Origin of the sequence: Salipiger bermudensis HTCC2601 (assembly GCF_000153725.1) — a bacterium.
Taxonomy (GTDB): domain Bacteria; phylum Pseudomonadota; class Alphaproteobacteria; order Rhodobacterales; family Rhodobacteraceae; genus Salipiger; species Salipiger bermudensis.
On the sequence record NZ_DS022277.1, the window covers coordinates 130679 to 157220 of the forward strand.

Genomic DNA, 26542 nt, shown 5'->3' on the forward strand with positions numbered 1-26542 from the left:
TCGTTACTTGGGATCACCTTCGGCGAAGCGGCCCGGACAAAGCTGCCGAATGCCGCGCAGACGCAGAATTCTCTGCGGGATGCGTCGGGCTGGCAGCTTATTCTGCCTCGGCCTCGCACTCGGTTGGCGCCTCGCTCAGCCACGCGCCGACAGGGGCCGGGCGCGCGGGAGGCTGCGCCCTCAGCCGTCCGACCTCGGACGGTGGCCGGCCCGATGCGGCGGCGATGATCTCGGCCCCGGCCAGCTGGCAATAGCGTCCCTGGCAGCGCCCCATGCCAACGCGCCCGAGCGACTTGGCCCGGTTGGCCTCGGGCCCCGAGAGCGGCAGCGTGTTGCGCAGGTCGCCGGCACGAACACCCTCGCAGCGGCAGATCACCGTGTCATCGGGCAGCCTTCCGATCGCCTCGTCGGGCCACGGAAAGGCACACGCCATGGCCTCGGCAAAGCGGCGCATCCGCGCCAGCTGGCGCAGCAGCGGCGCGGGCTCGGGATGCGGCAGGCCAAGGTCCTGAAGGCAGGCGATGGCGGCGACCTGCCCGGCAAGTTCGGCGCCGTCGGCCCCGAGAATGCGCAGCCCGTCCCCCGCGAGGTAAAGCCCTTCACCGGCGCGCCCAAGTGCATCCGCACGCGGCAGCCACTGGTGAAACGCCCGGTCCCAGTCAAAGCGGGCGCCCGCGATGTCGGCCAGCGTCCCGTCGGCGCGCAGGTGCCAGCCGAGCCCGACCATGTCGCAGCGCGTCTCGTGGCGGCGCCCGCGCGCGTCGCACCAAACCATCGCGGTGGGGCCGCTCTCGTCTGTCTCGATGCGCTCGAGCGTAACACCGGCGTGGTAGATGCGGCCAAGCCCCACGCGCAGGCGAAGGCCGCGCAAGGTCACCAGCGGCCGCGCCAGCGCCATGCCGACCCCGCCGGTGAGCTGAGCGCGCAACGGCGCGGTGTCGAGCACCGCCGCGACCTGCGCGCCGGCGGCCTGCAGCTGCGAGGCCAGAAGGGTGAGCAGCGGCCCGGTCCCGGCCAGCACGATGCGCCGGCCAAGCGCCACGCCCTGCGTCTTGAGCGCGATCTGCGCCGCACCGAGCGAATAGACCCCGCCCGCCTGCCAGCCCGGCACCGGCGCCAGCCGGTCGGTCGCGCCGGTGGCGAGGATCAGGCGGTCATGGCGGATCTCCTCCCGCGCCTCGCCCAGCACATACGCAACCCCGTCGCGCAGCGCCAGAACCGAGCGTCCGGGCAGATGGGTGATGCGTCCCTCGGCGACCAGCGCATCGAAGCTGCCATGCAGGGCGCGGGCCTTGGCGGCCTCGGACCCGTAGAGTTTCTCGGGCGGGCGTGTGAAGCCCACCGGCGGGCGGCGGTAGATCTGACCACCGGCGCGGGCGGCTTCGTCCACCACGACCGGGTGCAGCCCGGCCCCGGCCAGCGTCTCGGCAGCGCGGATGCCCGCCGGTCCCGCGCCCGCGATCAGAACCCGGCTCATGCGGAGCGCGCCGGCCACTGCGCGGGCGCGGCGCTCAGCAGCCGCATGCCCTCGGCAAGCGGTGTCGAGCAGGCCCGCAGACGCGGCCCCTCTTCCTGCCAGACCCAGCAATCCTGGCAGGCTCCCATCAGGCAGAACCCGGCCCGCGCCTCGGGGCCGAACTCGGAGGCGCGCAGGGCGCCGCGCGACAGCAGGATCGCGGTCAGCACCGTGTCGCCCTCGAGCCCGGTCAGCGCCTCGCCGTCGAAGGTGAACCCCACCGGGGCGCGGGCGGTCTCGGCCAGCCGGACAAGCCGCCCGGTGCTGAACCCGGCTGCACTCATTCCGCAGCCTCGGCGAAGCCTTGCGGGCGCGGCAGCTCGGGAAAGCGGGCGCAGGTGGCTTCGAACGCGGCATCGACCGCCACGGCGCCGCTGCCCTCGATGCGGCGGAAGATCTCGGTCTTGGTGAAGAACCGCCAGTGGATCGGCAGGCTGCCCAAGATCTCGGTGAGCCTGTCATAGGCCTCGTCGGTCCAGCGCGCCTCGTAGCTCTCGCGCTCGGGGCCGTAATGGAAGAACGCCGCCGACGGCGCCGGCATGGCCGCGCGCGCCGCCTCTGTCGCGGCCTCGTCGACCTCGCCGTCCCTGAGGATCACGCCGTAGTCGCGCTCTGCCGCCTCGGGCGAAACGTAGCCCCGCGCCACGTCGCGGGCGACCCGCCACGGCTCGCGCTCGGCCGGGTTGCCGCGCCCGCCGCCGCCGGCTGACCGCACCTCGAGCACATCGCCGGGCTGAAGGATGGCGGTGTCTTTCGATCCCATGCGGCGCGCGTCGGGAGTGTCGGGATTGACCACCATGTCCGCGAGCCCCGCCGCGCGGCCGCCATCGGTGCCCCAGGGCCGGAAGAACGAGCGGTCGCGGTTGCGCGCGGTGATGCGGCTGTCGGGGGTGAAGACCCGGAACGCCATCTCGGTCGCCAGACCGCCACGCCAGCGCCCCGCGCCGCCGGTGTCCCGGGCCAGCCCGTATTTCACGAACTCCACCGGCACCTCGGTCTCGGTGATCTCGATCGGCGTGTTCTTGAGATAGGCGGCGTCGGCGCCCGAGCCGTTGGTGCCGTCGCGATGCGGCATGCCGCCGCCACCGCCCACGACCGGGTTCACCGCCGCGATCACCGTGCGTTGCGAGCGCTCGTCGCGGGTCATCACGTTGACGATGCAGTTGTTGCCGGCGGGGGCGGCGGGCATCCGGTCGGGGATCGCTTGCACGAAGGCCCCGAAGATCACCGAGCGCAGCCGCGCGCAGGTCAGCGAGCGCATGCCCACCGCCGCCGGCGCGACCGGGTTCAGCACCGTGCCCTCCGGGGCGATGCAGGTGAAGGGCCGTGTCAGGCCGGTGTTGAGCAAGATACGCGGGTTGAGCGTGTAGAGCACGTAATAGACGCCAACCAGCAGCATCGTGTGGCGCGGATCTCCGCCCGAGGGAACGTTCAGGGACGATGCGAGCTGCGGGTCCGAGCCGGTAAAGTCAAGGATCGCCTCATCGCCCCGGATCGTCAGCGTGAGCTTCAGCCGACAGGGATTGGCCTCGTCGCTGTCCTCGTCGGCGTAATCGGCAAAGACGTACTCACCATCGGGGATCTCGGTGAGAATGGCACGGGCCTGCGCCTCGGCCTGGCTCATCAGCGCCGCGACGCCGCTGACAAAGCCCTGCTTGCCGAAGCGGTCGATCATCGCGTGAACCTTGCGCTCGCCGGTGTTGAGCGCGCCGACCAGCGCCTTGATGTCGCCGATATTGAGCGCAGGCTTACGCACGTTGGTCGACATGATCTTCATGATCTGCTCGTCGAACACGCCCTCGCGCACCAGCTTCATCGGCGGAAAGCGCAGGCCCTCCTGATGGATCTCGGTCAGCGAGCGCGACAGCGAGGCGGGCACGGCGCCGCCCATGTCGGTGTTGTGGATGTGCCCGCCGGTCCACGCGACAATCTCGTCATCGGCGAAGACCGGCTTCCACAGGTGGGTGTCGGGGGCGTGGGTGGCCACGTGGCCGGAATACGGATCGTTGGTGAAGGCCACGTCGCCGGGGCGGTAATCGTCGACCATGTCGATCGCCCGGCCATAGGTCAGCCCGGGATACCACGTCGCGCCCAGCTCCATCGGCACGGCGAACGTGTCGCCGCTGCGGTCCATCAGCATGACGGTGAAGTCCTGGGTTTCCTTGACGAAGGCGGAATGCGCGGTGCGGTGCAGCGTATGGGCCATGTTCTCGGCCGCCGCGCGGGCATGGTTGGCGAGCACCTGGAGGGTCATCTTGTCGAACATGGATCAGTCCTCGAACTGCAGGTGGATGTTGAGATGGCCGTCGACCCGGGCGCTGGCGCCCGCGGGGATGGCGAAGGTGGTGTCTTCCTGTGCAACGATCGCCGGCCCGTCAAAGACCGCCCCCGCCGCGAGCGCGGCGCGCGGATAGAGCGGCACCGGACGCCAGCCGCCGATATGGACCTGCACCTCGCGGCTGTCGCCGGCCTCGACACGGGCCGGCTCGGTGAGATCGGGCTTTGGCCCGGCCCCCACCGCCGAGAGCCGCAGGTTGACCATCTCGATCCGGCCCTCGGCGTCGTGGAAATCGTAGATCCGGCGATGGGTCTCGTGGAACGCATCGGTCAGCCGGTCGAGATCGGACAGCCAGTCGGGCTCGAGGGCCACCTCGATCTCGTAGCTCTGCCCCGCATAGCGCATGTCGCCGGAGAGCCGCAGTTCGATGGCCCCGTCATGGCCCTGCGCCGCGAGCCAGTCGCGGCCCTCGTCCGCCAGCGCCTTGAAGTGCTCCCGCAGCACCGGCAGGCGCGCGGCATCGAGATCGGCAAAGACGGTGCGGATGAAATCGCCCTTCAGATCGGCCACCAGCCCGCCGAGCGCCGAGACCACGCCGGGGCGTCGTGGCGCCACGACCCGCGGCATCCCGAGCTCGCGGGCGAGGAAGGCGCCCAGCATCGGGCCGCCGCCGCCGAAGGGCATCAGTGCGAAGTCGCGCAGGTCGACCCCGGCCCGCGACGACAGCTTCTCGACCTCGACGAACATCTCCGAGATCGCGATGTCGAGGATCGCCTGAGCGGTCTCCTCGACGCCTCGCCCGAGCGTCTGCGCCAGCGCCCCCACCACCTCGCGCGCCAGATCCACCTTCGTGTCGAGCTGGCCATAGGCCATCTCCGAGTGCCCGAGCCAGCCGCAGACCGCCATCGCGTCGGTGACGGTGGCGCGGGTGCCGCCGCGCCCGTAGCAGGCCGGGCCGGGCACCGAGCCCGCGCTTTCGGGGCCCACGCGCAGCACGCCGTGCTCATCCACCGAGGCGATCGAGCCGCCGCCGATGCCGATCGAGCTGACCGAGACCGAGGGGATGTGCAGAGGGAACTCTCCCACCAGCTCGTCCGAGCCGAACTGCACCTCGCCGTCGATGATCAGCGCGAAATCCGCCGAGGTGCCGCCGATATCGAGCGTCAGGATGCGGCTCTCGCCCGCCTGCCGCGCCAGCCATGCCGCGCCGATGACCCCCGAGGCGGTGCCCGAGAGCAGCATCGAGACGCAGTCGCGGCGCCCCTCGCCGGCCGTCATCACGCCTCCGTTCGACTTGGTCAGCATGGCCCGCGCCGGCACGCCCTGTGCCTTCAGCCGTGCCTCGAGCGCCTCGAGATAGCCAGCGACGCGGGGGTGCACGTAGCCGTTGAGGATCGCGGTCGAGCTGCGCTCATATTCGCGGATCACCGGCCAGACCTCGGAGGAGGTGAAGACGAAGAGCTCCGGGGCAAGCGCCTCGATCTCCTCGCGCACCGCGATCTCCTGCGCGGGGTCCCGCCATGCGTGCAGCAGCGAGACGATGACGCCCTCTGCCCCGGCGGCCCGGGCCTGCGCCACGGCCTCGGCGACGGCGCCCTCGGGCGCATCGCTGCGGCGTCCGTCGGCGCGCGTCCGCAGCGGCAGGCCGAAGATCATGTCGCGCGGCACCAGCGGATCGGGGCGCTGGCAGAACAGCGAGTACATGTCGGGCATCCGCAGGCGGGCCAGTTCGATCACGTCCTCGAAGCCCGCGTTGGTGAACATCGCAAGCCGTGCGCCCTTGCGCTGGATGATGGTGTTGATGCCCACGGTGGTGCCATGAACGAAGCGGCTCACCGCCGCCGCGTCCAGCCCTTCGCGCTCGGCCAGCAGGTCGAGGCCGGTGCGCAGCTCGGCGCCGGGATCATCCGGCGTGGTCAGCACCTTGAGCGAGGCGATGCGGCCCGAGTTGGCCTCCAGCGCGCAGAAATCCATGAAGGTGCCGCCGATATCGACACCGATCTTCCAGTCTTCGCCCTGAGGGTCCCTGCCGGGGAGTTGGCCGTCCATGGGTCATCGCCTTTCGTTCCGTTTGCCCCAGTCGAGCAGAGCACGGCCCGATGGTCCAAGTCGGATGCGGCGCAAAACCATAAGTCCGGCCTATGGCGGCGCGAGCCCCGACGGCAACAGCGCCCGAACCTGGCCCCGCATCAGCTCTTCAGCCCGCGAGAGCGCCCTCCCCCGCAAGGTCAGCAGCGACAGCGGCAAGGCCGGCGAGGCGGTGAGCGGGCGCACCTCGATCCCGTCGAACTGCTCCCAAGGCAGCAGCGAGTCGACAACCGCGATGCCGAGCCCCGCCTGCACGAACCCCACCGCAGAGATCGAAGTGTCGATCTCGAGCCGTGGCTCGAAGCGACCGCCCTCGCGGCGCGCCGCCCTGTCGAGCTCATCATAGGGTCGGGTCGCGTTGCGGTAGGAAATGACAAAAGCATCGCTGAGCTGTCCCAGACCGATGCTCTCCTGCCCGGCCAGCGGATGCTCCGCCGGCAACAGGCAGCAAAACCCCGTGCGGCCCAGCACCTCGACCTCGATCTCCTGCGGCATCTGGTCGGTCAGCGCCAACGCCATCGCAGCATCGCCTTCACGGAGCATGGTGTGAAGGGACTGCACCGGCGCGACGTTGCAACGCAGCGCGATGTCGGGATGCCGGGCGCGAAACGCCGCCATCACGCGCGGCAGTAGCGACATGGCGGGCGGGGTCGAGCAGCCGATGCGCACCAGACCGGCACGCCCGAGCCTGAGGTCGGCGGTCTTGCGCCGCAGCCCCTCAAGCTCTCCGAAGAGGCGCTCGGCCTCGGGATAAAGTTCCTGGGCCTCCGGTGTCGGTTTCAGCCGCCCCTTCTCGCGGGTGAACAGCGCAAAGCCCAGATCGTCCTCGGTGTGGCGCAACACCTGGCTCAGCGCCGGTTGCGAGATGTTCAGCAGGCGCGCTGCCTCGGTCACTGTCCCCGCCCGCATCACCGCGGTGAACACCTCAAGCTGCCGTGCCCGCATGTCGCTCTCCATAGGTTGGACTTATGACCATGCCCGTTTCCCGTCTTTGACCCAAGGCCCCTTGCCGGGTTCTCTTGGGGCAAGATGCAAAGGAGCTTTCATGCAGGTCATCGTACTTGGCGGCGGGCTGATGGGCACGGCCACGGCCTTCTTCCTGGCCCGGCGCGGTGTCCGCGTGCGGCTGATCGAGCGCGGCCTCATCGGGGCCGGCGCAACGGTGGCCTCGTTCGGCAACATCCGCCGCAGCGGGCGAGCGCTCGAGCAGATGCCGCTGGCGAACCGCGCGCTGGCGCTCTGGACCCAGTCCGAGGCACTGCTTGGCCGCGACGTCGAGTTTCGCGCCACGGGGCACCTGCGGCTGATCTTCGACGAAGCCTCGCGCGCGGACATGCTCCGCTTCGCCGACGCAGCACGGCCGCTGGACCTCGCGCTCGAGGAGCTGGCGCCCGCCGAGATCGCCCGCCGCTTTCCGGGACTCGGCCCGACGGCCATTGCTGCCAGCTTCTCTCCGCAGGACGGCAGCGCCAACCCGCGGCTGGTTGGGCCGGCCTTTGCCGATGCCGCCGCCCGTGCCGGCGCCGAGATCGTGGCGGAGGCCGGCGTGCCCGACATCGCCCGCACCGAGACCGGCTTCGAGCTCAGCACCAGACAGGGCGTCTTCGGGGCCGATGTGCTGGTGAATTGCGCCGGGGCCTGGGGCGCCGAGGTTGCGGGCCGCTTCGGCGAGGCGGTTCCGCTGGGGATGCACGGCCCGCAGATGGGCGTGACCGAGCCCCTGCCGCATCGCATCCTGCCGGTGGTCGGTGTCTGGTCGCAGCAGAGCGGCGCCTACCTGCGCCAGGTCGAGCGCGGCAACATCGTCTTCGGCGGCGGCGTGCCGCGACTGCCCGTCGACGAGAGCGGTTTCGGCCGTTTCGATCCCTCGGGCCTGTCGCGGCAGCTCGGAAAACTGGTGCGGATGTGCCCGGCGCTGCGCGACGTGGCGATCATCCGGCACTGGTCGGGCTGCGAAGGGTATGTCGATGACGGGCTCCCGGTGATGGGGGGCTCGGCCACCACGCCCGGTCTGTTCCACGCCTTCGGCTTCTGCGGCCACGGCTTCCAGCTTGGCCCCGGCGTCGGAGACGCCATGGCCGAACTGGTGGCAACCGGGGCCTGTGAGACCCCGATCGAGGCCATGTCGATCGCCAGGTTCGCCGCGTGACCTCAGAATTTCGCCACCTTGCCCCATTGCGAGCCGTCGAAGCGGTTCAGCTTGTACTGGTCGGTTTCGGTGATCGGCGCGCGCCCGGTGAGCATGTCCGCCACCAGATGACCAACCCCCGGCCCGATGCCGAAGCCGTGGCCCGAGAGCCCGGCCGCCAGTGTCAGCCCCGGGATGCCGATGTCGGCGTCGATGACCGGCACGCCGTCCGGGGTGCTGTCGATGTAGCCCGCCCACTTGGCCTGGACGGTCGCCTTCTCCAGCGCCGGCAGCAGGCGTCGGGCGCGGTTCAGGGTTTCGTCCACCAGCCGCTCGGATGGCTTGGGATCAAGGATGCGCACCTGCTCCATCGGGGTCTCTCGGTCGAGCGCCCAGATCTTGCGGGTCTCGAACTCGGCCTGCCAGGCCTGCAACCCGCCCGGCGCCAGCGCGCGCCAGCGCTTGGCGAACATCGGCAGGAAGTGCTTGGCCCCGCGCAGCGTGCCGGGGGTCGGGTCGACATGGCTGCGCCCGGAGATCGCCAGTGTGTGCCCGCCATCGCCGCGCCGGGTCACCGAGACGGCGGCGGTGTGAAGCGCCGGCGGCAGATCCTCGATGCCCGGCGCCAGCGACAGGATCGAGCTGCGCACCGAGGCCTGCGGAAAGACGATGCCCAACTGATGCAGGAAGCTTCCCGCCCAGGCGCCGCCCGAGAGCACGACCTGCTTGGTGCGGATGCGGCCCTTCTCGGTCACCACCGCGGAAACTGCACCGGCCTCGGTCTCGATGCCGCGCGCGGCGCAGCTCTGGATCACCTGCCCGCCATGCTTGAGGATGCCCTCGGCAATCAGGGGCGCGGCGCGCGAGGGATCGGCCACGCCGTCGCTGGGCGACCAGACGCCGCCGGCCCAGCTCTGGCCGGTGGCGGCGCCGCGCTCGGTGGCCTCTGCGGCGCTCAGCATCCGAGTGTCGACGCCTTCGCCGCGGGCGAAGCGGCCCCAGCGCGCCCAGCCCTCCAGCTCGGCCGCATCGTTCGACAGGTAGAGCAAGCCGCAACGGCGAAACCCGAGGTCTTCTCCGATGTCGCGCGTCATCTCTTCCCAAAGCGCCAGGCTGCGGGTCGAGAGCGGCAGTTCGCGGGCATCGCGGTTCTGCTGGCGGCACCAGCCCCAGTTTCGGCTCGACTGTTCGGCCCCGACGCGGCCCTTTTCGAGCAGAACCACCTTCATCCCCGCCCGTGCCAGCCAGTAGGCGGCCGAGGTGCCGACGATGCCAGCGCCGATCACCACGCAATCGGCGGTCTCTGGCAGCTCGGTCTGGGTGTCGATATGCAGCAAGGGGGCGGTCATGTCAGTCTCCTGTAATCCCCTCATTTTCTATGCCGGACGGCCCAGTTGCATCTGCCGGATCACCCGGCCGTCACGGCATTTCCTGTCGAATGCGGTTGACTCGCAGACGCCCCTGCCCTTGAGAAGATCGAACCGGCGCGCAGACCCCGAAGGAAAGACACGATGAGCCCCAGCTACAAGCTCGACCGGATCGACCTGAAGATTCTCGCCGAGTTGCAGCGCAACGGGCGTATCACCAATGTCGAGCTCGCGGACTTGGTGAACCTGTCACCCTCGCCCTGCCTCATGCGGGTGAAGAAGCTGCAGAAGGCCGGCTACATCACCGGCTACGCGGCGCAGGTCGACATGGCCAAGCTCGGCGAGACGCTGACCGTGTTCACCGAGTTCACCTTGCGCAACCACCGCCAGATCGACTTTGCCCGCTTCCAGGAGGCGTTGGAGCAGGTCGAATGCTGCGTTGAATGCCACCTCGTTTCGGGCGGCTACGACTATCTGGCAAAATTCGTTACCGCGTCGATCTCGGATTACCAGACGATTGTCGAGGAACTCATCGACCGCGATGTCGGGATCGACAAGTATTTCAGCTTCGTGGTGATGAAGACCCCGTTCTCCAAGACCCGGATGCCGCTCACGCATCTCTTCGCCGATAAGATCTGAGACCGGGGCCACGCGATCAGCGCGCAGCCCCGGCGGGTCTCGGGCTCAGCGGTTGGCGAATTGCGCCACCAGCTCGGGATCCTGCTCGAGCCCGGCAAGCCAGCCAGTGTCGAGCTTCGGCACCGACGAGATCAGCAGCCGCGAGTAGGGATGCGTGGCCTCGCTCGACATCGTCGCGGCGGGCAGCGCCTCGACCACCTCGCCCTTGTACATCACCAGCACGTCATCGCAGATCGCCTCGACCGTCGAGAGATCGTGGCTGATGAACATATAGCTCAGCCCCAGTTCGCTTTGCAGTTCTTTGAGCAGCTCGAGGATCGCCGCGGCCACCACCGTGTCGAGCGCCGAGGTGATCTCGTCGCAGAGAATGAGCTCCGGTTTCGCCGCCAGCGCGCGGGCCAGGTTCACCCGCTGCTTCTGGCCACCCGACAGTTCGCCCGGCAGGCGATGCCGGAGGCTGGCCGGCAGGTGGACCATGTCGAGAAGCTCGGTCACCCGGGCCTCGCGTGCCTTGCCGCGCAGGCCTTCGTAGAAGGTCAGCGGCCGGGCGAGGATGGCGCCGATGGAATGTGCCGGGTTGAGCGCGGTATCGGCCAGCTGGAAGACCATCTGCATCCGCCGCAGCTCGGCCTTGGAGCGATCCTTGAGATCGGGCTTCATCTCCGTGCCATCGACGATGACGCCACCGCGATAGGCGGGCAGGATGCCGGCCACGGCGCGGGCCAGTGTCGATTTTCCCGAGCCGGACTCGCCGATGACGCCAAGATTGCGCCCGCGCTCGATCTTGAAGCTGACGTCCTTGAGGATCTTTGCCGCCGGCTCACCGTTGCGTATGGCCCCATAGCCGGCACACAGATCGAAGACCTCGAGCACCGGCTTGGGCTTGGCGGACTGCGCCGGCTGTTCCTCCGGCTGGTGCGGCACCGGCTCGAAGGCCGCGAGAAGCTGCTTGGTATAGGCGTCGCGGGGCGCATTCAGGATTTGCTCGGCACCGCCGACCTCCTGGATCTCGCCGCCCTTGAGCACGATGATGCGGTCGGCGATCTGCGCCACGACGGCAAGGTCGTGGCTGACATAGACACCCGCGATGCCGCCCGCGCGCATCACCGACTTGAACGCCCGCAGCACCTCGATCTGGGTGGTCACGTCGAGCGCCGTGGTGGGCTCGTCGAAGATCACCAGCTTGGGATCGCCGATCAGCGCCATCGCCGCCGACAGGCGCTGAAGCTGCCCGCCCGAAACCTGGTGCGGATAGCGCTGGCCGATCGTGTCGGCATCCGGCAGCGCCAGCGCGCGGAACAGCTCCACCGCCTTCTTCTCGGCCTCGGCGCGCGGCATCAGCTCGTGGATCGCGGCGATCTCGATGACCTGATCCATGATCCGCTTCGAGGGGTTGAACGCCGCCGCGGCCGATTGCGGCACGTAGGAGACCTCGGTGCCGCGCAGCGCGGCACGGGCACGGTTCGACATGGCGGTCATATCGCAGTCGCCAATGCGGATCGTGCCGCCCTCGATCTTGCAGCCGGTCCGGGTATGGCCCATCAGCGACAGCGCGATCGTGGTCTTGCCCGAGCCGCTCTCGCCGATCAGCGCGACGATTTCTCCCGGTGCGATCTCGAAATCCACGCCCTTGATGATCTCGACCTTGCGGCCGGAGTCGGTGGTTGCGCCGATGCGCAGCTTCTCGACGGTGACGAGGGGATCGGTCATCATTCGCTCCTGTCGCGGATCTTGGTGGGCAGGTTGTCGATGAACATGTTCACCGAGATGGTCAGCGAGGCGATGGCGACCGACGGGAAGATCACCGCCGGCGCACCGAGGCTCAGCCCTTCGATGTTCTCGCGCACCAAGCCGCCCCAGTCGGCATTGGGCGGCTGCACCCCGAGCCCGAGGAAGGACAGCCCCGACAGCACCAGCACGATGAACACGAAACGCAGGCCGAGATCGGCGAGCACCGGACCGAGGATGTTGGGGAAGATCTCCTGCAGGATCAGGTAGCGCGTGCTCTCGCCGCGGGCCCGTGCCACGGTGACGAAATCCATGGTGTTCACGTTGACCGCCAGCGCGCGGGCAAAGCGGTAGGCGCCGGGCATGTAGATCGCCGTCAGGGTCAGGATCAGAACCGGGATCGACGAACCCACGGCAGCCACGACGACCAGCCCGAAAAGCAGCGAGGGGATGCCGTTGAAGGCATCGAGCAGCCGCGACAGCACCATGTCGAACCAGCCGCCGGCAACGGCGGCGATCATGCCGAGGATGACGCCCAGCGTGCAGGCCAGCGTGACGGCGGCGAGCGCGATGCCAACGGTGTAGCGCGCGCCCATCAGGATGCGCGAGAAGATGTCGCGACCGAGATAATCGGTGCCCATCCAGTAGTCACCGCTGACCGGGCCGAAGTAGTCCCAGTCGACGATCTCGCCCGGCGGGTGCGGCGCGAGCCACGGGCCGACGAAGGCCACGAGCCCCCAGAACAGCATGATCGCGAGGCCGATGCGGCCGACCCAGTTGAAACTCCAGCCCGGCCCCTTCGGCTTGGGCGCATCCTTGGCGGCGGTGGTGGTCTGGTACTCTGCCATCATCGACGCAGCCTCGGGTTGGACAGGATTGCAATCAGGTCGGCGAGCGTGATCAGCATCAGGTAGCTGACGCAGAAGATCATCGCGCAGGACTGGATCAGCGGCAGGTCCCGGGTGCTCACCGCATCGACCATCAGTTTGGCGACGCCGGGATAGTTGAAGATCGTCTCGACGATGATCACGCCGCCCACCAGATAGCTCAGCGACAGCGCCACCGCGTTGGCGATCGGCCCCAGCGCGTTCGGCAGCGCGTGCACGAGCACCATGCGCTTGCGCGAGGCCCCCTTGAGCAGCGCCATCTCGACATAAGGCGTGTTGATCGTCTCGATCACCGCGGCGCGGGTCATCCGGATCATCTGCGCAGAGACCACGAAGGAGAGCGTGATCACAGGCATCGCGTAGGCCTTCAGCATCGTTCCGAGCGAGCTCATGTCTGCCCCGTAGCTCAGCGCCGGCAGCCAGTCGAGCCAGACCGCGAAGATCAGCACCGCCAATGTCGCGACCATGAATTCCGGCACCGAGATCACCGAGATCGTCAGCACCGTGACCACGCGGTCGAACAGCGAGCCGCGCCACATGGCGGCACCGATGCCGAGGCTCAGCGCGATCGGCACCGAGACCAGCGTCGTCACCCCGGCAAGCTGCAGCGAGTTTCTCAGCCGGCCCGAGAGCAGTTCCACGATCTCCATCTTGTTGACGTAGGAGGTGCCGAGATCCCCGCTTGCCAGCCCCGCAAGCCAACCGATGAAGCGGCTGAGCGCCGGCTCGTCGAGCCCCATCGCGGCGCGGAGGCCTGCGACGGCCTCGGGCGTGGCCGCTTGACCAAGCAGGATTTCGGCAACGTCCCCGGGCAAAAGCTCGGTGGCGAAGAAGACGGCAAAGGAGACGATGATCAACGTGAGCAAGGCAATGCCGAGCCGCTGTATCACAAGAAACCATGGCAGAAGCGATTGGGGCAAGCGAAGCACCTCTTTCGGCCGGTGGGAAGGTCAGGCGAAGGGCCCGCACCTGCAGTGCGGGCCCCGATTGTGCGCGAGGATCAGTCGTTCAGCCAAACGTATTCGGCGAAGGCATAGCCCATCATGCCGCCAAGCGGGTTCGGCTTGAGACCGCCGAGCTTGCTGGTGTGGGCGTCCATGTTGGAGATCCAGACCGGGATGCCGGTGCCCGCCTCGTTGGAGACCATCTCCTGCATGTCCCAGTAGATCTCCTTCCGGCGCTCTTCGTCGAGCGCGCCGCGCGCCTCGACCAGCATCGAGTCGAACTTCTCGGACTTGTACTGGCTCTCGTTCCACGGCGCGTCGGAAGAGTAGAGCAGCGAGAACAGGATATCCGGCGTGGGCCGCGGGTTGATGTTGCCGAAGTGGACCGGCGCCTTGAGCCAGTAGTTCGACCAGTAGCCGTCGGAGGGCACGCGGTCGACCTTGAGGTTCATGCCGATCTCGCTGCCGGCCTGCTGCACGATGGTCGCCATGTCGACCGATGCGGTGGCCGCATCGGAGGCCACGATCGGAATCTCGACGCCCAGAAGACCGGCCTTCTCGAACAGCGACTTGGCGCGCTCGGGATCGAACTCGCGCGCCGGCAGGTTCGGATTGTAGTAGCGGTTCGACGGCGACACCGGCTGGTCGTTGGCGATTTCCGCAAGGCCGCGGAAGGCGGATTTCTGGATCGCCTCGCGGTTCATCAGGTACTTCATGCCCTCGACGAAGCCGGCCTTTTCACCCGGGTTCAGGTCAAGGCGCATGTTGAGGTTGGTGTAGTTGCCCGCGGTGCTGATCAGCGTCGAGACGCTGTCATTGCTGTCGAGCAGACGGGCCGAGCGCGGATTGACCGAGGCTGCGTACTGGATATCGCCGGACATCAGCGCATTGACGCGGGCGTTGTTGTCGGGGATCGCGAAGAACTCGAACGTGTCGAGATACGGCCCCTCGGCCTTGAAGTAATTCGGGTTCTTCACCCCGATCGAGCGCACGCCCGGCTCGAAGCTCTCGCAGATGAAGGCACCGGTGCCGTTGGCGGTGGAGAAATCCGTGGTGCCTTCGGCGATGATCATGAAGTGGTGCAGCGCGAGGATCGTCGGCAGGTCGGCGTTGGGCGAATCGAGCACGATCTTCACGGTCAGGTCGTCGACCTTGGAAATCTCGGTCATCTGCTTGGCGATCGAGTTCACCTTCGAGCCGACCGCCTCGTCGAGGTGACGCTGCAGCGAGAACACAACGTCCTCGGCTGCGAGGGTCTTGCCGTCGTGGAAGGTGACGCCGGATTTCAGCTTCACTTCCCAGGTCTGGGCGTCGTCCGAGGACACGCTCTCGGCCAGCTCCATGTTCACCTGGCCTTCTTCGTCGAGGAAGGTCAGCCGGTTGTAGAAGGCACAGCAGCGCGCGTAATCGGTCGACAGCGACGCCTTGGCCGGGTCGAGCGTGTCGGCGGTCGAGGAGGACCAGCCCGCCGCCCGCAGCGTCCCGCCGGTGACCGGGGTCGCGGCAACCGCGGCCGAGGCGCGCATCAGAAGCGAGCCGCCCGCAGCGGCGGCCACGCCGGAGGACATCAGCATTTTCAGCAGATCCCGGCGCGATGCGCCACGGCGGATCATCTGCTCGACCATTGCGTCATCGCGGCCGGTCCAGTTGGTGGGGGTCTTGGTCATGTCTTTGCTTCCCTGTTGTGATGCGTGGATGGCTGCCGCGGTCTTGTCGCCGCATTCAGCCGGGTTGGTTCAGGATGTCTGCGCGTCAAAGGCCGCGTCGGCGGCGCGGGCCAGCTCGATCAGCGCATGGAAATGGTAGTCGGGCTCGGTGAACTCCTTGGGCTCGATGGTTCCGCCATAGCCCTGCTGCGCGTGCCGACGCTGGATCCAGGCATTTGTCATGCCAAGGGCGCGCGAGATGCCGATATCGTGGTACTGGCTCTGCGCCGTGTGCAGGATCGCGTCCTTGCTGCCACCCTCGCGGCCCACATGCTCGAAAACCTGTTCGAAATAGGCCGGGTCGGGCTTCTCACAGCCGGTGTCGTCGGTGGTGAACCCGGCCCAGAACGGCTGGCCCAGCTTCTCGGCGTATTTCTCGAAGGCCCAGCGGCGGGCATTGGTCATCGCGATGAGCTTGTAGCGCGCCTTGAGCCGCGCCATCGCCTCGACGCTGTCGGGAAACGGCTTGGCCTCGCCCACGGTGTCGATCATCAGCTGGCGGTATGCCTCGGTGTCGGGCAGGCCGAAGGCCGCGGCGATGCGGGAATAGCAGCGCCCGAGATCATCGGGGAACAGACCCGCGCCGGGTTCGTAGCGGGCATCGCGATAGACCGAGAGCGCCGCCTCGCCGTCGATCTCGACGCCCTCGCGCTCGGCGATCTTGGCCAGCCCCTCCTTGATCGCGCCCTCGAAGTCGATCAGCGTGCCGACCACGTCGAAGGTGACGTAGCCAAAGGCGGTCAGGGGTTTCACGGCGGTGGTCGTTGCCATCTCGGCAGTCCTTTCTGCGATGCGCCGGCGCGGGGAGTGCGCCTTGGTCCTTTTCGGGAGGCCCGGGCTTCGCAGCATCTTCTGCTGTGGCTGCGAAACGGGCAGTTTCTCCCGGTTTTGCGTCGATTTCTCCGGGTTTGCGGTGAAATCCATGGTGCTTCTTGGTTCAGACCCGCGCTCCGGTCTCTGAGAGCTTGTCCCAAATTGGCACTCCGGAATCTCCGAAAGAGGCGGCGGGTGCGGCATATTGTTCTGTATTCCCGCAGGCCGCGGCATTTCCGGGCGCGGTCCGCGAGCGCGTCTCAGTAGCCTCGCCCCTGATCCACAAGGCCGGGAAGCGCCTGCCCGGCGCGATCGGCGCGGATCACTGCCAGCGCGTGTTCGATGCCCTCGCGGGCGTCGGTCTGGCCGGCGACATGCGGCGTGACGATGACGCGCGGATGGCGCCACGCCCAGTGATCCGCGGGCAGGGGCTCGGGCTCGGTGACGTCGAGCATGGCCGAAGAAAGCTGGCCGCTGTCGAGCGCGCGGCGCAGTGCGTCGAGCGACAGCTGCGCTCCCCGTCCCGCCTGCACCAACCGTGCGCCCTTTGGCAGCTTGGCGAGGAAGGCGTCGTCCATCAGACCCTGCGTGGCAGGCGTCAGCGGCAGCAGGCAGATCAGGATCTCGGCCTCGGACAGGAAGCGCTCCATGCCGCCCGAGTCGAACATCCGCACGCCTTCCGGCCCGCGCCCCGAGCGCGACCAGCCGAGCACGTCGAAGCCCATGCCGCCCAACGTCTCTGCGGCAAGCGAGCCGATGCGGCCCATGCCCATGATGCCGACCTTCGCGCCGCGCGACAGCGGGATCGTCCCGGCCTGCCACAGCCCGTCGCGCGCCTGCGCGAGGTAGCCCGGCATGTCGCGGTGCAACATCAGCGTCGCCATCACGACCCAGTCACGCACCATCTCGTCGACGCTGGCCGCATGGGTGCGCACCAACGACACCCCCTCCGGCATCAGAGGCATCTGGTCGACACCGGCGCCGACGCAGATCACCACCCGCAGGTTGGGGTAAACCGAAAGATCCTCGGGCGGCACCCAGCAGGCGAGATGGGTCACCTCCTCGGCCGGGGCGGTCTCGTGGTAGAAGACCTCGCCTGCCTCGGCGCAGACCTCCGACCAGACGCTGGCGCGCGCGGCGGGTCCGAGCAGCAGCAGCGCCATCAGCGCAGCACCGCGCGGATCTCGGGATCCTCGAGCGTCTGGTCGAGCACCGTGCGGGTGCGCTCGACAATGGCGTCGATCTCCGCTTCGGTGCAGCACAGAGGCGGCGCGTAGCCGAAGATACCCTGCGGGAAGCTGCGGACGATCAGGCCTTGCTCCCAAGCCCGGTCGAAGAGCCTTGTGGCGGGCTGCACGCTGGCGGGCAGCGGGGTCTTCTTTTCCTTGTCCGTGACCAGCTCGACCGCGGCCAGCATGCCACGCCCGCGCACGTCGCCGACCAGCGGGTGATCGCGCAGCGTCTCGAGTCCGGCCATCAGGCGCGCACCGGCCTTGCGGCCATTCTCGAGCAATCCGCCCTCGTAGAGATACAGCACCTCGAGCGCCACCGCCGCCGAGACCGGATGCGCCGAGTAGGTGAAGCCGTGACCGACCGCCTTGGCGCCGGCACCATCGGCGATGGTCTCATAGACATGGTTGCGCATGAAGACCGCGCCCATCGGCACGTAGCCCGAGGTCAGGCCCTTGGCGGTGGTCATCAGGTCGGGGACGATGCCCTCGTCCTCGCAGGCAAACAGTGGCCCGGTGCGACCGAAGGCGGTGATCACCTCGTCGGCGACAAACAGGATCTCGAGCTCGGCGCAAACATCGCGCATCGCCTTCATCCAGCCCTTCGGCGGCACAAGGATGCCGCCCGAGCCCTGGATCGGCTCGACATAGAAGGCCGCGACCTTGTCCTCGCCGATCTCGGACACCTTGGCGCGCAGCTCGGCCACCGATGCGGCGACGATCTCTTCCGCGGATTGCGCCGGGTTGCGGTAGGCATAATGCGACGAGATCTTGTGCTGCCACTGATAGGGGATGCCAAAGCCTTCGTGAAAGCCGGGCAGCGCGGTGAGACCCGCGGCCATGCTGGTCGAGCCGTGATAGCCCTGCTCGACCGAGATGAACTGGTCGCGCTGCGGCTGGCCCTTGGCGTGCCAGTAGTAGCGGATGAAGCGGATCGTGCTGTCGACCGCGTCCGAGCCGCCGAGGCTGAAATAGATGTGGTTGAGATCGCCCGGGCTGCGCTCGGCAAGCTCGGCGGCAAGTCGGATCGGGGCTTCGGCGCCGAGGTCGAAATAGCCGGTGGCGTAGGGCAGCTTGCGCATCTGGTCGGCGGCGGCCTCGACCACGCTTTCGTGGCCATAGCCCGCGTTGACGCACCACAGGCCCGCGAAACCGTCGAGCAGCTCTCGCCCCTCGGTATCGGTGACGGTCGCACCCTTGGCCGAGCGCAGCACGCGCACGCCGCGCGCCTCATGGCCGCGGAAGGAGGAGACCGGATGAACGAGGTGCTGGCGGTCCAGCTCGACGAGGGAGTTTGTCAGCATGATGTGCTCCGTGGGTCAGCCGAGGGCCTGCGAGGCCAGGGCGTAGGTTTTGAAGACAGGGGCGCAAGCGGGGGCCGCGCCTTTGGCCATGGCGGTGCCGCCCCCCACATGGACAAGTCCGAGGCCTGTCGCATGGTCGGCAAGGGCCGGATCGGTGAGATCGACGCGCAGGAAGCCGCCCGCCGCGCGCGTGGCCCCGGCAGACAGCAGCGCCCGCGCGGTCGCCATATCTCTGGCCACGACCGGTCCCAGCACTTGCCCGCGTCCGAAATCGCGCAGCAGCGCAAAGCCGCCCTCCGCACGCAGCACCATGCCGCGCTCGGCGATGCCGGCCAGAAGCGTCGCGCGCTCCATGCCACCGGCCGCAAGATCCATCGCGGCAATGCCGTCCGCATCGCCCTCGAAGACCGGCAGCTCTGGCTCGCCGCGCAGGGCAATACCCTGATGTTGCAGAATTTCGCCAGTACACTGAAAGCCCAACTTCTGGTAGAGCGGCAGCCCGTCCGTGGTGGCAGTGAGGCGCAGCTCGCGGGTGCCGGCTAGGTCAAGAACCGCCTGCATCAGCTTGCGGCCAAGCCCGTGCCCGCGCATCCGCGCATCGACGATGATCATGTTGACCGAGGCGACCTCGCCAAAGATCGAACACAGCGCCGTACCGACGATCTCACCGTCGCGCAGCGCCACGACACCCTGCGACACCGACAGCGTCAGCGCCCAGTCCTCGGCGCGGTGAGGCCAGCCCGCCTCCTGCGACAGGCGCAACGCGCCCGGAATATGCTCGGGGGTGAAGGCCCTCAGGGCCAGATCGGACGCGGGCGTCGTGGTGGGAGAAGCTGCGGTCATGGGCATCTCTGAACTTGGGTCGTTTCTTGTTCTGAGCTTAGGGCCGCGCGGGCGGCAGGTTCCGCCTGATCCTTCGCCCGTGCGGCAGGTTCGCGCTGCGGCGGCGCCGGGCCGCCGCAGGATATGCCGCCGTCAGATCAGACGGCGGCCAAGCGCCAGAACCATCTCGACGGCGCCCGAAAGCTCGGCCTCGGTGAGGTATTCCTCGGGCTTGTGGGCGCGCCCGATGTCGCCGGGGCCGCAGATCACCGAAGCCACTCCGGCCTGCTGGAACAGCCCCGCCTCGGTGCCATAGGACACCGCCTGAAGCGGTGCGTGCCCCGAGATTGCGGCGCTCAGCGCCGCCAGCGGATGGTCGGCATCAAGCGCCAGCGCCGGGTAGCTGGCCAGCCACTCCGCCGCGACGCCCGGAATCTCGAGCAGCGGCGACAGGATCTTCCGCGGGTCGACCCCGGCGATGGCGCGCGCCTCGATCCGGGCTTCGGCCTGCTCGGGGATGATGTTGAGCGCCTGCCCGCCCGAGACCGTGCCCACCTGCAGCGAGGAATAGGGCGGCTCGAACCGCAGATCCTGCGGCCCGTCCTTGAGGTCTCCGGCCAGCGCGACGGCCTCGGCCAGCGCCGGGATCAGCGCATGGATCGCGTTGCTGCCGAGATCCGGGCGCGAGGAATGCCCCGCCACGCCCGCAGCACTCAGCCGCAACGCCGCCTTGCCCTTGTGCGCCAGCACCGGGACCAGCCCGGACGGCTCGCCAACGATGCAGCCCAGAGGCGCGGTGCAGAGGTCTGGCAGCGCCTCGAGCAGGTGCGGCACGCCGCGGCACCCCGCCTCTTCATCATAGGACAGCGCGATATGTATCGGCGCCCCGAGCGGCATCCGCGACAGCTCCGGCACGGCCGCGAGCACCGCGGCGACAAAGCCCTTCATGTCGCAGGCCCCGCGCCCGATCAGCCGCTCGCCGCTTTGGCGCAGCACGAACGGATCGCCAAGCCAGTCGGGCTCGCCCGCGGGCACCACATCGACATGGCCCGACAGGATATAGCCGGGACGCGACGGATCGCCGAGCGTCGCGAAGAGGTTCTCGCGATCCCCCTCGGGCCCCATCAGCCGCGTCACCCTCGCGCCATGCGCGCCGAGATAGTCCGCCACCCAGTCGATCAGCGCACCGTTCGGGCCGCCCACCACCGTGGGGAACCCGACCAGCCGCTCCAGAATCTCCGCCGCCTGCATCAGGAGGCGATCACGAAGATCTTCTTCACCGTCTCGAGCGTGTTCCGGCTGCCGGTGAAGCCGGGCTTCATGACGAAGCTGTCGCCCGCGCCGAAGACATGGGTCTCGCCGCCGTCCTCGCTGATCTCGCAGCGCCCCGAGAGGATATGGCAGAACTCGAAGGTCTCGCCCTTGATCGAGATGGTCTTGCCGGCGGTCGCTTCCCAGATCCCGGTGCGGATCTTGCCCCACTTGGCGGCCTCGGCCAGAGCGGTGTCCAGCTCCCATGTCTTGAAAGAGGGCGCGCCCTCGAGCAAACGCTCCGGGGCGGCGGTCGCCTCCTTCGGTGCGAAATCGGGGCTGGGGTCGAGCGGAACGAGCAGGCTCATCGGGGTCTCCGGGTTGGGAATGTCGGTCTGCGGGCAGAATGCCCCCTGCCCCGCCGCGGCAGTCACCGAATGCCGGGCCCAGGCGGCAGACCGTGCCGCGCCTTCTGTGACAAACGAAATTTCATGCGCTGAAAGCGGGAAACGCGGCAGGCGCTGTGGCCGGGGTCGGGCCAAGATGACCGCATCAAGGACCCCCGGAGACTGACATGCCCTTCCGCCCCAAATTCATCACCTTCGACTGCCACGGCACGATGATCTATTTTGACATGGCCGGCGCCGCGCGCGATTTCTACGGCGAGCAGCTTGGCGCCGAGAAGATCGAGGTCTTCATCCGCGATTTCTCGGCCTACCGCCTCGACGAGGTTCTGGGGGCGTGGAAGCCCTATGCCGAGGTGGTGCACAACGCGCTCGAGCGCACCTGCAAGCGCAACGGCGTCGCCTTCGATCCCGAGATCGCCGCCAAGATCTATGACCGCGTGCCGACCTGGGGCCCCAACCCCGACGTGCCCGCGGGCCTCGCCAAGATCGCGCCGCACATTCCGCTGGTGGCGCTCACCAACTCGATGAACAGCCAGATTCCGCACAACATCGAGAAGCTCGGCGCGCCGATCGCGCATGTCTTCACCGCCGAAAGCGCGCAGGCCTACAAGCCGCAGATGCGCCCCTTCGAGTACATGTTCGACATGCTCGGCTGCGGCCCGGAAGACGTGCTGCACGTCTCGTCGTCGTTCCGCTATGACCTGATGACCGCGCATGATATCGGCATCAAACACAAGGTCTGGGTCAACCGCGGCCACGAGCCGGCCAACCCGTTCTACGGCTATACCGAGATCAAGGACATCTCCGGCCTGCCCGGCGTCGTCGGTCTTTGAGAGGAGCCACCGCGATGCAGTTCAAATCCTACTGGCACGACACGGCGCCAGCTTTCGCCTCGGCCCAGGACGGCCCGGTCGAGGGCAAGGTCGACGTGGTGGTGATCGGCGCGGGTTTCACCGGCCTCAACGCGGCCCGCAAACTCGCCCGCGAGGGGGTGAGCGTTGCGGTGCTCGAAGCCCGGCATGTGGGCTTCGGCGGCTCGGGCCGCAATGGCGGGCATCTCAACAACGGCATGGCCCATGGCTATGGCGAAGCCAAGGCGCAGCTCGGCGCCGAGCGCGCCAAGGCGCTGTGGCAGGCCTATGACCGCTCGATCGACATGATCGAGGAGGTGATCGCCGAAGAGGGTATCGCCTGCGACTTCCGCCGCTCCGGCAAGCTCAAGCTCGCCTCCAAGCCCGGTCACGTGGCCGGCCTGCGGTCGAATTTCGAGCTGATCCACCGCGAGGTCGATCCCGACACCCGCTTCCTCGAGGCGCATGAGCTGACAGACGAAATCGGCTCGGATCAGTTCCACGGCGCGATGCTCTACGGCAAGTCCGGCATGATGCATATGGGCCGCTACGTGAATGGGCTGGCCGAGGCCGCGCATCGCCGCGGCGCGAAGATCTGGGAAGACGCCCCGGTCATCGGGCGCAAGCGCGAGGGCGGCGGCTGGCTGATCCAGACGCCCAAGGGCACGATCCGCGCCGAGCGCGTGATCGCCGCGACCAATGCCTATTCCAACAGCGTCGAATGCGCGCCCCTGGGCTATTTCCGCAAGCGCATCATCTCGGTGGGCTCGTTCATCGTGGCCACCCGCCCGCTCAGCGAGGCCGAGATCGCGGCGACCCTGCCGGGCGACCGCACCTATGTCACCTCGATGAACATCGGCAACTATTTCCGCCTGTCGCCGGACAAGCGGATGATCTTCGGCGGGCGGGCGCGGTTCTCGGCCACCTCGGACCAGAGCTCGGACGCCAAGTCGGGCAAGGTGCTGCGCGCGGCGCTGACCGAGATGTTCCCGCAGATGGCCGGTGTCGGGATCGACTATTGCTGGGGTGGCATGGTCGGCATGACCAAGGACCGCTTCCCGCGTGCGGGTGAGGCCGACGGCATGCTCTACGGCATGGGCTATTCCGGCCACGGCGCGCAGATGGCGACGCTGATGGGGCAGGTTCTGGCCGACATGGCGATGGGCCGCACCGACACCAACCCGCTGCAGGGGCTCGACTGGCCCAAGGTGCCGCTGCACTCGGGCAAGCCGTGGTTCCTGCCGCTGGTGGGCGTGTATTTCGGCCTCAAGGACAGGCTGTCGTAGGTCGGGGCGCTTCAGAGCGCCCCCCCGATTGCTCACCCCAGCGATTGCATGGCCAGCCCGTAGGTCATGGGACCGCTCTGGGCACGGCGCAAGCGGCCGAAGCGCATGTCGGTGACTGTGTCGTAGACCCCGAGACCCGCAGCCGAGAGGAAGGCCTCGAAGCGTTCGCTCTCGACGATGGTGTCGAGCCGCAGGAACGCGCCTTCGTTGGCAAGGATGAAATGCGCCGCGAGTTGCATCGCCACCTCATCCTGCTCGGCGATCAGCGGTCCGATGACCCGGCCCTTGCCGAAGGCGCGCATCATGGCGAAGCCCTCGATTGCGCCGCCGCGCTCGGCGACGATCACCTCGGAGACCCCGTTCAGCGCGTCGAGGATTGCCGTCCTGGCCGCACCGTAGGCGTGCTGATCAAGCGCCCGGATCGCGGGCAGGTCGCCGGGCTGCATGGCCCGCACGGTCAGCCCCGTTACCGGCTCGGGCGGACGGATCGCGCGTGCCACGCCCTGATGCTGATACACCAGTCCCATCGGCACGAACCCGGCCGCTTCGTAGAGGCGATAGCCCTCACGTGTGGCCGACAGGCGCAGATCGCGCCCTTGCAGGTCGTTGATCACGCGCCGGAGAAGCCGTCCGCCGGTGCCCTGTGCCTGCAGACGCGGGGTGGTGACCATCATCCCGAGCATGGCGAAATCCTCGCCGCTCGGAAATCCCATCGCCGAGCTCAGCGGCCTGCCAATCTCATCAAGTGCGACATAGCCCTTGCCCAGCCCGATGCAGAGCGCGATGTCCGGGGGGCGGTGCGGCCAGAAAACGCTCATGGTCAGCTCGTGCATCCGCGTGAGGATGGCTGGACTGATCTCTTCGATATGCGCCTTGTAAATGTCGACCTGCATCCAGTCGCTTTCCACGCTGGGTGCCTTGCGTGTCATGAATGCGTCATGACGGGACAGCGCCTCTTGCGGCATCACTTCGGCGCTGCCTGCAGGCAGCGATGGGCCAAGATAATCCTGTGTGAGGCTTGTCTTCATGGTCTTTCCGTTTCGGGCCGGCGGCCCAATGACGGACCTCGTCCCCTTTATCCGACAAAATCCATGAAAAGATATGCCGTTTCGCCGCTCTCGCCCGAAGGTTCTGCTGTAGTTCAGCGCCCGCACCAGCGGCAACCCGCGATTTCGCGCATCGAGTCTGGTCAGTGATCACGCAATCAGGCGTCGCCAAGTCCCTCTGGCCACCGGCCAGCGCTGGCGACACGTGGTGAACAGTCTGACCATCAACACGCTGACGACACCTGCCCGCGAGGCGCCAGACTCGGCTTCCTGCGAACCACGATTTGATATGTTATATCATCGTCACAGTTCCTCTGTTAAACACGTCCGAGTCGATGCGAAAGGACGCACAATGAAGACATTCCGGATCACCGCCCTGGCCGCACTGGTCGCGGCGCCGCTTGCATCGGCGCAGGCGGACGAGCACCGCGAGCTCGGCGCGCACCAGCACGGCGTCGCATCCTCCGCACTTCGCACGAAGATCTCGGCCGCCCTGCGTCGCTTCGTCCATGCCCGCCCAGAGGCAGCCGCGCTGGTGGCCCGGCAGTTCATGGCTCGCGAGGACTGGTCGCAGGGCCCCTTGCTTGCCAAGATCATGGAAGGGGACAAGCTGACCTCGGCGCCCGACCTGATGGCGGTGGCGATCTACGTGGCACAGGCCCGCAGTGCGGATGCCAACATGGCGCGTGCCGACGGCTCAGAGGGCTGAGATCCTGACGGCCTGGTCGGCCCGGACATTCCGGGGCGCCACCCTCACCTGCGCTCGCGAAGACAGGCGCCCGGCTGACCGGGCGCCTGCGGTGCATCAGGCCAGCGCTCTGCGGCGACGACGGAGATGGACCGCGATCTCGACTGCCACGAGGACCAGCATCGACAGGCCGACCAGCGGGAAGAACACCCCCGCCGCGACCGCCATCAGCAGCAGCGCGCGCGGGATGCGCCAGTCCGTGGGTACCTGCGGCACGCCGAGCGCACCCGACGGGCGGCGCTTCCACCACATCGCGGCTCCGGAAACGCAGAGCCCGACCATGGCGAGGCAGGCCAGCAGCAGTACGATCTGGTTCACCAGTCCGAACTCCTGCCCCATATGCACCGAGATCCCCCACTCGGCCCAGCGGCCCAGCGTGCCGAGATCCGCAAGCCCCGCATCGTAGAGCACCTCGCCGCTATACTGATCGAGGTGGATGACCCGCTCATAGGTGATGTCGTCGGGATAGACCGAGGCGGTAAAGACACCCTCCGCTCCGCGCGGCATCGACACCGCATAGCCCGGCACGATGCCCAGCTCCTCTACCGTCGCGACCACCTGGTCGAGCGTCTGCGGCACGCCCTCCGCCGATCCGGACTGCGGCACCGGCTGCTGCTCGATGATCCAGGGCGCGCGGTCGGTGGCCTCCGAAAGCGGCACTGTCGAAAGCGGCAGGCCCGACCAGTAGCCCTCGGGCATGCCGAGGCCCAGCCCGTTGGCATAATCGTAGAACTTGCCGCCCCAGACCGAGGACCACGGCAGGCCGGTCATCGCGAGAAACACGATGAACCCGGCAGTGTAGATCCCCGTGACCGCGTGCAGATCGCGCCACCACGGCCGGCCCCGACTTGCCTTGATCGACACGGTGCCGAGCTTCTTGTTGCGCGGCCACCAGAGATAGGTGCCGGTTGCGGCGAGCAGCACCATCCAGCCGGCGGCCATCTCGATCAGCCGGTTGCCGAACCAGCCGACATATTCCAGCGAGTGCAGCTTGCGCACGACATACATCGCCGGGCTTCCGGCGGCGCCCGCGTCCCAGAGCGTGCCCAGAACGGTACACGTGTAGGGATCGACATAGACCGTGTTCTTGAGCCCGTCCGGGCCGAGGATATCGACCTCGGCGCTGCGATTGTCCGCCGCCGGGGGCGTGTAGGCCTTGATCTCGCCGGGATGCGTGTCAAGCGCGGCGCCGGCGATCGCCGAGGGCGCAAGCTGGCTGGCCGCCGGCTCGACAAAGCGCAGCCGGGAATGGGCGGCGTCGTTGATCTCGTCCTTGAAGAGATAAATCCCGCCGGTGACCGCGAGGATCAGGACGAAAGGCAGGATCAGCAGGCCTGCGATGAAATGCCAGCGCCAAACGGCGCGGTAGAGCGCGGCAGACCCCGCGCGAGAAGTGGTATCCGTCATGAGACAGCTCCGGTTGGCCCGACGATCCGCCGGGCACGAAAAAGGGCGACCGGGCGGGCGCACCGCCCCGGCGTGATGTCTGGAGATAAGACGGCGC

At 68.1% G+C, this 26542-nt stretch carries 23 protein-coding genes; 5 read left to right on the forward strand and 18 right to left on the reverse strand.

The genetic code is table 11. The features are described from left to right. Positions 1-97 precede the first annotated feature (97 nt). From R2601_RS19855 to R2601_RS19875, 5 genes are all read right to left on the reverse strand, one after another. Entirely contained in the window at positions 98-1477 is a 1380-nt protein-coding gene (locus tag R2601_RS19855; protein ID WP_040545751.1) for an NAD(P)/FAD-dependent oxidoreductase, read from the reverse strand. Beyond that, complete coding sequence (locus tag R2601_RS19860) at positions 1474-1800, reverse strand: (2Fe-2S)-binding protein (protein WP_007801657.1); 327 nt, start codon at positions 1798-1800, stop codon at positions 1474-1476. Before R2601_RS19860 ends, R2601_RS19855 begins: the two co-directional genes overlap by 4 nt. Then, positions 1797-3782 (reverse strand): hydantoinase B/oxoprolinase family protein, encoded by a 1986-nt coding sequence (locus R2601_RS19865; RefSeq protein WP_007801658.1) that lies wholly within the window; start codon positions 3780-3782, stop codon positions 1797-1799. The genes R2601_RS19860 and R2601_RS19865 overlap by 4 nt, the downstream gene beginning before the upstream one ends. A gap of 3 nt (positions 3783-3785) precedes the next feature. Further along, positions 3786-5843 (reverse strand): hydantoinase/oxoprolinase family protein, encoded by a 2058-nt coding sequence (locus R2601_RS19870; RefSeq protein ID WP_007801659.1) that lies wholly within the window; start codon positions 5841-5843, stop codon positions 3786-3788. Positions 5844-5933: 90 nt separating this feature from the next. Then, positions 5934-6827, reverse strand: a complete 894-nt coding sequence (locus tag R2601_RS19875) for a LysR family transcriptional regulator (protein ID WP_040545752.1) — start codon at positions 6825-6827, stop codon at positions 5934-5936. A gap of 100 nt (positions 6828-6927) precedes the next feature. Between R2601_RS19875 and R2601_RS19880 the strand changes: the two genes are divergently transcribed. Next, positions 6928-8031: an NAD(P)/FAD-dependent oxidoreductase gene (locus R2601_RS19880; RefSeq protein ID WP_007801661.1), complete on the forward strand. Its 1104-nt coding sequence runs from the start codon at positions 6928-6930 to the stop codon at positions 8029-8031. A 2-nt stretch (positions 8032-8033) separates the two neighbouring features. Here the strand turns inward: R2601_RS19880 and R2601_RS19885 are convergent, their stop codons facing one another. Next, positions 8034-9359 (reverse strand): NAD(P)/FAD-dependent oxidoreductase, encoded by a 1326-nt coding sequence (locus R2601_RS19885; RefSeq protein WP_007801663.1) that lies wholly within the window; start codon positions 9357-9359, stop codon positions 8034-8036. A 162-nt stretch (positions 9360-9521) separates the two neighbouring features. Between R2601_RS19885 and R2601_RS19890 the strand changes: the two genes are divergently transcribed. Continuing rightward, positions 9522-10016 carry an Lrp/AsnC family transcriptional regulator gene (locus tag R2601_RS19890; RefSeq protein ID WP_007801665.1) on the forward strand — a complete coding sequence of 165 codons (495 nt, stop codon included), beginning with the start codon at positions 9522-9524 and terminating at the stop codon, positions 10014-10016. Between the two features lie 45 nt (positions 10017-10061). On the opposite strand, the gene R2601_RS19895 is transcribed toward R2601_RS19890, so the two are convergent. From R2601_RS19895 to R2601_RS19940, 10 genes are all read right to left on the reverse strand, one after another. Continuing rightward, positions 10062-11726, reverse strand: a complete 1665-nt coding sequence (locus tag R2601_RS19895; RefSeq protein ID WP_007801666.1) for an ABC transporter ATP-binding protein — start codon at positions 11724-11726, stop codon at positions 10062-10064. After that, positions 11726-12592, reverse strand: coding sequence for an ABC transporter permease (locus R2601_RS19900; protein ID WP_050768490.1), 867 nt, complete (start codon positions 12590-12592; stop codon positions 11726-11728). Before R2601_RS19900 ends, R2601_RS19895 begins: the two co-directional genes overlap by 1 nt. Then, the gene (locus R2601_RS19905) at positions 12592-13551 is read right to left on the reverse strand and encodes an ABC transporter permease (protein ID WP_007801670.1); all 960 of its coding nucleotides are present in this window, start codon (positions 13549-13551) and stop codon (positions 12592-12594) included. Before R2601_RS19905 ends, R2601_RS19900 begins: the two co-directional genes overlap by 1 nt. Positions 13552-13631: 80 nt before the next feature. Continuing rightward, positions 13632-15242 carry an ABC transporter substrate-binding protein gene (locus R2601_RS19910; RefSeq protein ID WP_007801672.1) on the reverse strand — a complete coding sequence of 537 codons (1611 nt, stop codon included), beginning with the start codon at positions 15240-15242 and terminating at the stop codon, positions 13632-13634. Positions 15243-15311: 69 nt separating this feature from the next. Then, positions 15312-16052, reverse strand: a complete 741-nt coding sequence (locus R2601_RS19915; RefSeq protein WP_007801674.1) for an HAD-IA family hydrolase — start codon at positions 16050-16052, stop codon at positions 15312-15314. A 302-nt stretch (positions 16053-16354) separates the two neighbouring features. Then, positions 16355-17257, reverse strand: coding sequence for a 2-hydroxyacid dehydrogenase (locus R2601_RS19920; RefSeq protein ID WP_007801676.1), 903 nt, complete (start codon positions 17255-17257; stop codon positions 16355-16357). After that, positions 17257-18627 (reverse strand): aspartate aminotransferase family protein, encoded by a 1371-nt coding sequence (locus tag R2601_RS19925; RefSeq protein WP_007801677.1) that lies wholly within the window; start codon positions 18625-18627, stop codon positions 17257-17259. Before R2601_RS19925 ends, R2601_RS19920 begins: the two co-directional genes overlap by 1 nt. Before the next feature lie 15 nt (positions 18628-18642). Then, a complete protein-coding gene (locus R2601_RS19930; RefSeq protein ID WP_040545754.1) occupies positions 18643-19470 on the reverse strand; it encodes a GNAT family N-acetyltransferase in 828 nt (275 codons plus the stop codon). A gap of 132 nt (positions 19471-19602) precedes the next feature. Then, entirely contained in the window at positions 19603-20700 is a 1098-nt protein-coding gene (argE, locus tag R2601_RS19935; protein WP_007801681.1) for an acetylornithine deacetylase, read from the reverse strand. After that, the gene (locus tag R2601_RS19940) at positions 20700-21068 is read right to left on the reverse strand and encodes a cupin domain-containing protein (RefSeq protein WP_040545584.1); all 369 of its coding nucleotides are present in this window, start codon (positions 21066-21068) and stop codon (positions 20700-20702) included. The genes argE and R2601_RS19940 overlap by 1 nt, the downstream gene beginning before the upstream one ends. A 206-nt stretch (positions 21069-21274) precedes the next feature. On the opposite strand from R2601_RS19940, the gene R2601_RS19945 reads away from it, so the two are divergent. Both R2601_RS19945 and R2601_RS19950 read left to right on the forward strand, forming a co-directional pair. Continuing rightward, complete coding sequence (locus R2601_RS19945; RefSeq protein WP_007801685.1) at positions 21275-21940, forward strand: haloacid dehalogenase type II; 666 nt, start codon at positions 21275-21277, stop codon at positions 21938-21940. Positions 21941-21954: 14 nt separating this feature from the next. Next, on the forward strand, positions 21955-23244 hold the full coding sequence (locus R2601_RS19950; protein WP_007801686.1) for an NAD(P)/FAD-dependent oxidoreductase: 1290 nt from the start codon (positions 21955-21957) through the stop codon (positions 23242-23244). 32 nt (positions 23245-23276) lie between these two features. Here R2601_RS19950 and R2601_RS19955 read toward each other — a convergent pair whose 3' ends face one another. Continuing rightward, positions 23277-24272, reverse strand: coding sequence for a GNAT family N-acetyltransferase (locus tag R2601_RS19955; protein WP_007801689.1), 996 nt, complete (start codon positions 24270-24272; stop codon positions 23277-23279). Between the two features lie 370 nt (positions 24273-24642). On the opposite strand from R2601_RS19955, the gene R2601_RS19960 reads away from it, so the two are divergent. Then, on the forward strand, positions 24643-24999 hold the full coding sequence (locus tag R2601_RS19960; RefSeq protein WP_007801691.1) for a hypothetical protein: 357 nt from the start codon (positions 24643-24645) through the stop codon (positions 24997-24999). A 96-nt stretch (positions 25000-25095) separates the two neighbouring features. On the opposite strand, the gene R2601_RS19965 is transcribed toward R2601_RS19960, so the two are convergent. Then, on the reverse strand, positions 25096-26445 hold the full coding sequence (locus tag R2601_RS19965; RefSeq protein WP_007801693.1) for a PepSY-associated TM helix domain-containing protein: 1350 nt from the start codon (positions 26443-26445) through the stop codon (positions 25096-25098). Positions 26446-26542: the final 97 nt, after the last annotated feature.

Coding starts and splice junctions, on each gene's coding strand:
- R2601_RS19855 (WP_040545751.1), bottom strand. CDS start 1,477: ATGAGCCGGGTTCTGATCGCGGGCGCGGGACCGGCGGGCATCCGCGCT.
- R2601_RS19860 (WP_007801657.1), bottom strand. CDS start 1,800: ATGAGTGCAGCCGGGTTCAGCACCGGGCGGCTTGTCCGGCTGGCCGAG.
- R2601_RS19865 (WP_007801658.1), bottom strand. CDS start 3,782: ATGTTCGACAAGATGACCCTCCAGGTGCTCGCCAACCATGCCCGCGCG.
- R2601_RS19870 (WP_007801659.1), bottom strand. CDS start 5,843: ATGGACGGCCAACTCCCCGGCAGGGACCCTCAGGGCGAAGACTGGAAG.
- R2601_RS19875 (WP_040545752.1), bottom strand. CDS start 6,827: ATGCGGGCACGGCAGCTTGAGGTGTTCACCGCGGTGATGCGGGCGGGG.
- R2601_RS19880 (WP_007801661.1), top strand. CDS start 6,928: ATGCAGGTCATCGTACTTGGCGGCGGGCTGATGGGCACGGCCACGGCC.
- R2601_RS19885 (WP_007801663.1), bottom strand. CDS start 9,359: ATGACCGCCCCCTTGCTGCATATCGACACCCAGACCGAGCTGCCAGAG.
- R2601_RS19890 (WP_007801665.1), top strand. CDS start 9,522: ATGAGCCCCAGCTACAAGCTCGACCGGATCGACCTGAAGATTCTCGCC.
- R2601_RS19895 (WP_007801666.1), bottom strand. CDS start 11,726: ATGACCGATCCCCTCGTCACCGTCGAGAAGCTGCGCATCGGCGCAACC.
- R2601_RS19900 (WP_050768490.1), bottom strand. CDS start 12,592: ATGGCAGAGTACCAGACCACCACCGCCGCCAAGGATGCGCCCAAGCCG.
- R2601_RS19910 (WP_007801672.1), bottom strand. CDS start 15,242: ATGACCAAGACCCCCACCAACTGGACCGGCCGCGATGACGCAATGGTC.
- R2601_RS19915 (WP_007801674.1), bottom strand. CDS start 16,052: ATGGCAACGACCACCGCCGTGAAACCCCTGACCGCCTTTGGCTACGTC.
- R2601_RS19920 (WP_007801676.1), bottom strand. CDS start 17,257: ATGGCGCTGCTGCTGCTCGGACCCGCCGCGCGCGCCAGCGTCTGGTCG.
- R2601_RS19925 (WP_007801677.1), bottom strand. CDS start 18,627: ATGCTGACAAACTCCCTCGTCGAGCTGGACCGCCAGCACCTCGTTCAT.
- R2601_RS19930 (WP_040545754.1), bottom strand. CDS start 19,470: ATGACCGCAGCTTCTCCCACCACGACGCCCGCGTCCGATCTGGCCCTG.
- argE (WP_007801681.1), bottom strand. CDS start 20,700: ATGCAGGCGGCGGAGATTCTGGAGCGGCTGGTCGGGTTCCCCACGGTG.
- R2601_RS19940 (WP_040545584.1), bottom strand. CDS start 21,068: ATGAGCCTGCTCGTTCCGCTCGACCCCAGCCCCGATTTCGCACCGAAG.
- R2601_RS19945 (WP_007801685.1), top strand. CDS start 21,275: ATGCCCTTCCGCCCCAAATTCATCACCTTCGACTGCCACGGCACGATG.
- R2601_RS19950 (WP_007801686.1), top strand. CDS start 21,955: ATGCAGTTCAAATCCTACTGGCACGACACGGCGCCAGCTTTCGCCTCG.
- R2601_RS19955 (WP_007801689.1), bottom strand. CDS start 24,272: ATGAAGACAAGCCTCACACAGGATTATCTTGGCCCATCGCTGCCTGCA.
- R2601_RS19960 (WP_007801691.1), top strand. CDS start 24,643: ATGAAGACATTCCGGATCACCGCCCTGGCCGCACTGGTCGCGGCGCCG.
- R2601_RS19965 (WP_007801693.1), bottom strand. CDS start 26,445: ATGACGGATACCACTTCTCGCGCGGGGTCTGCCGCGCTCTACCGCGCC.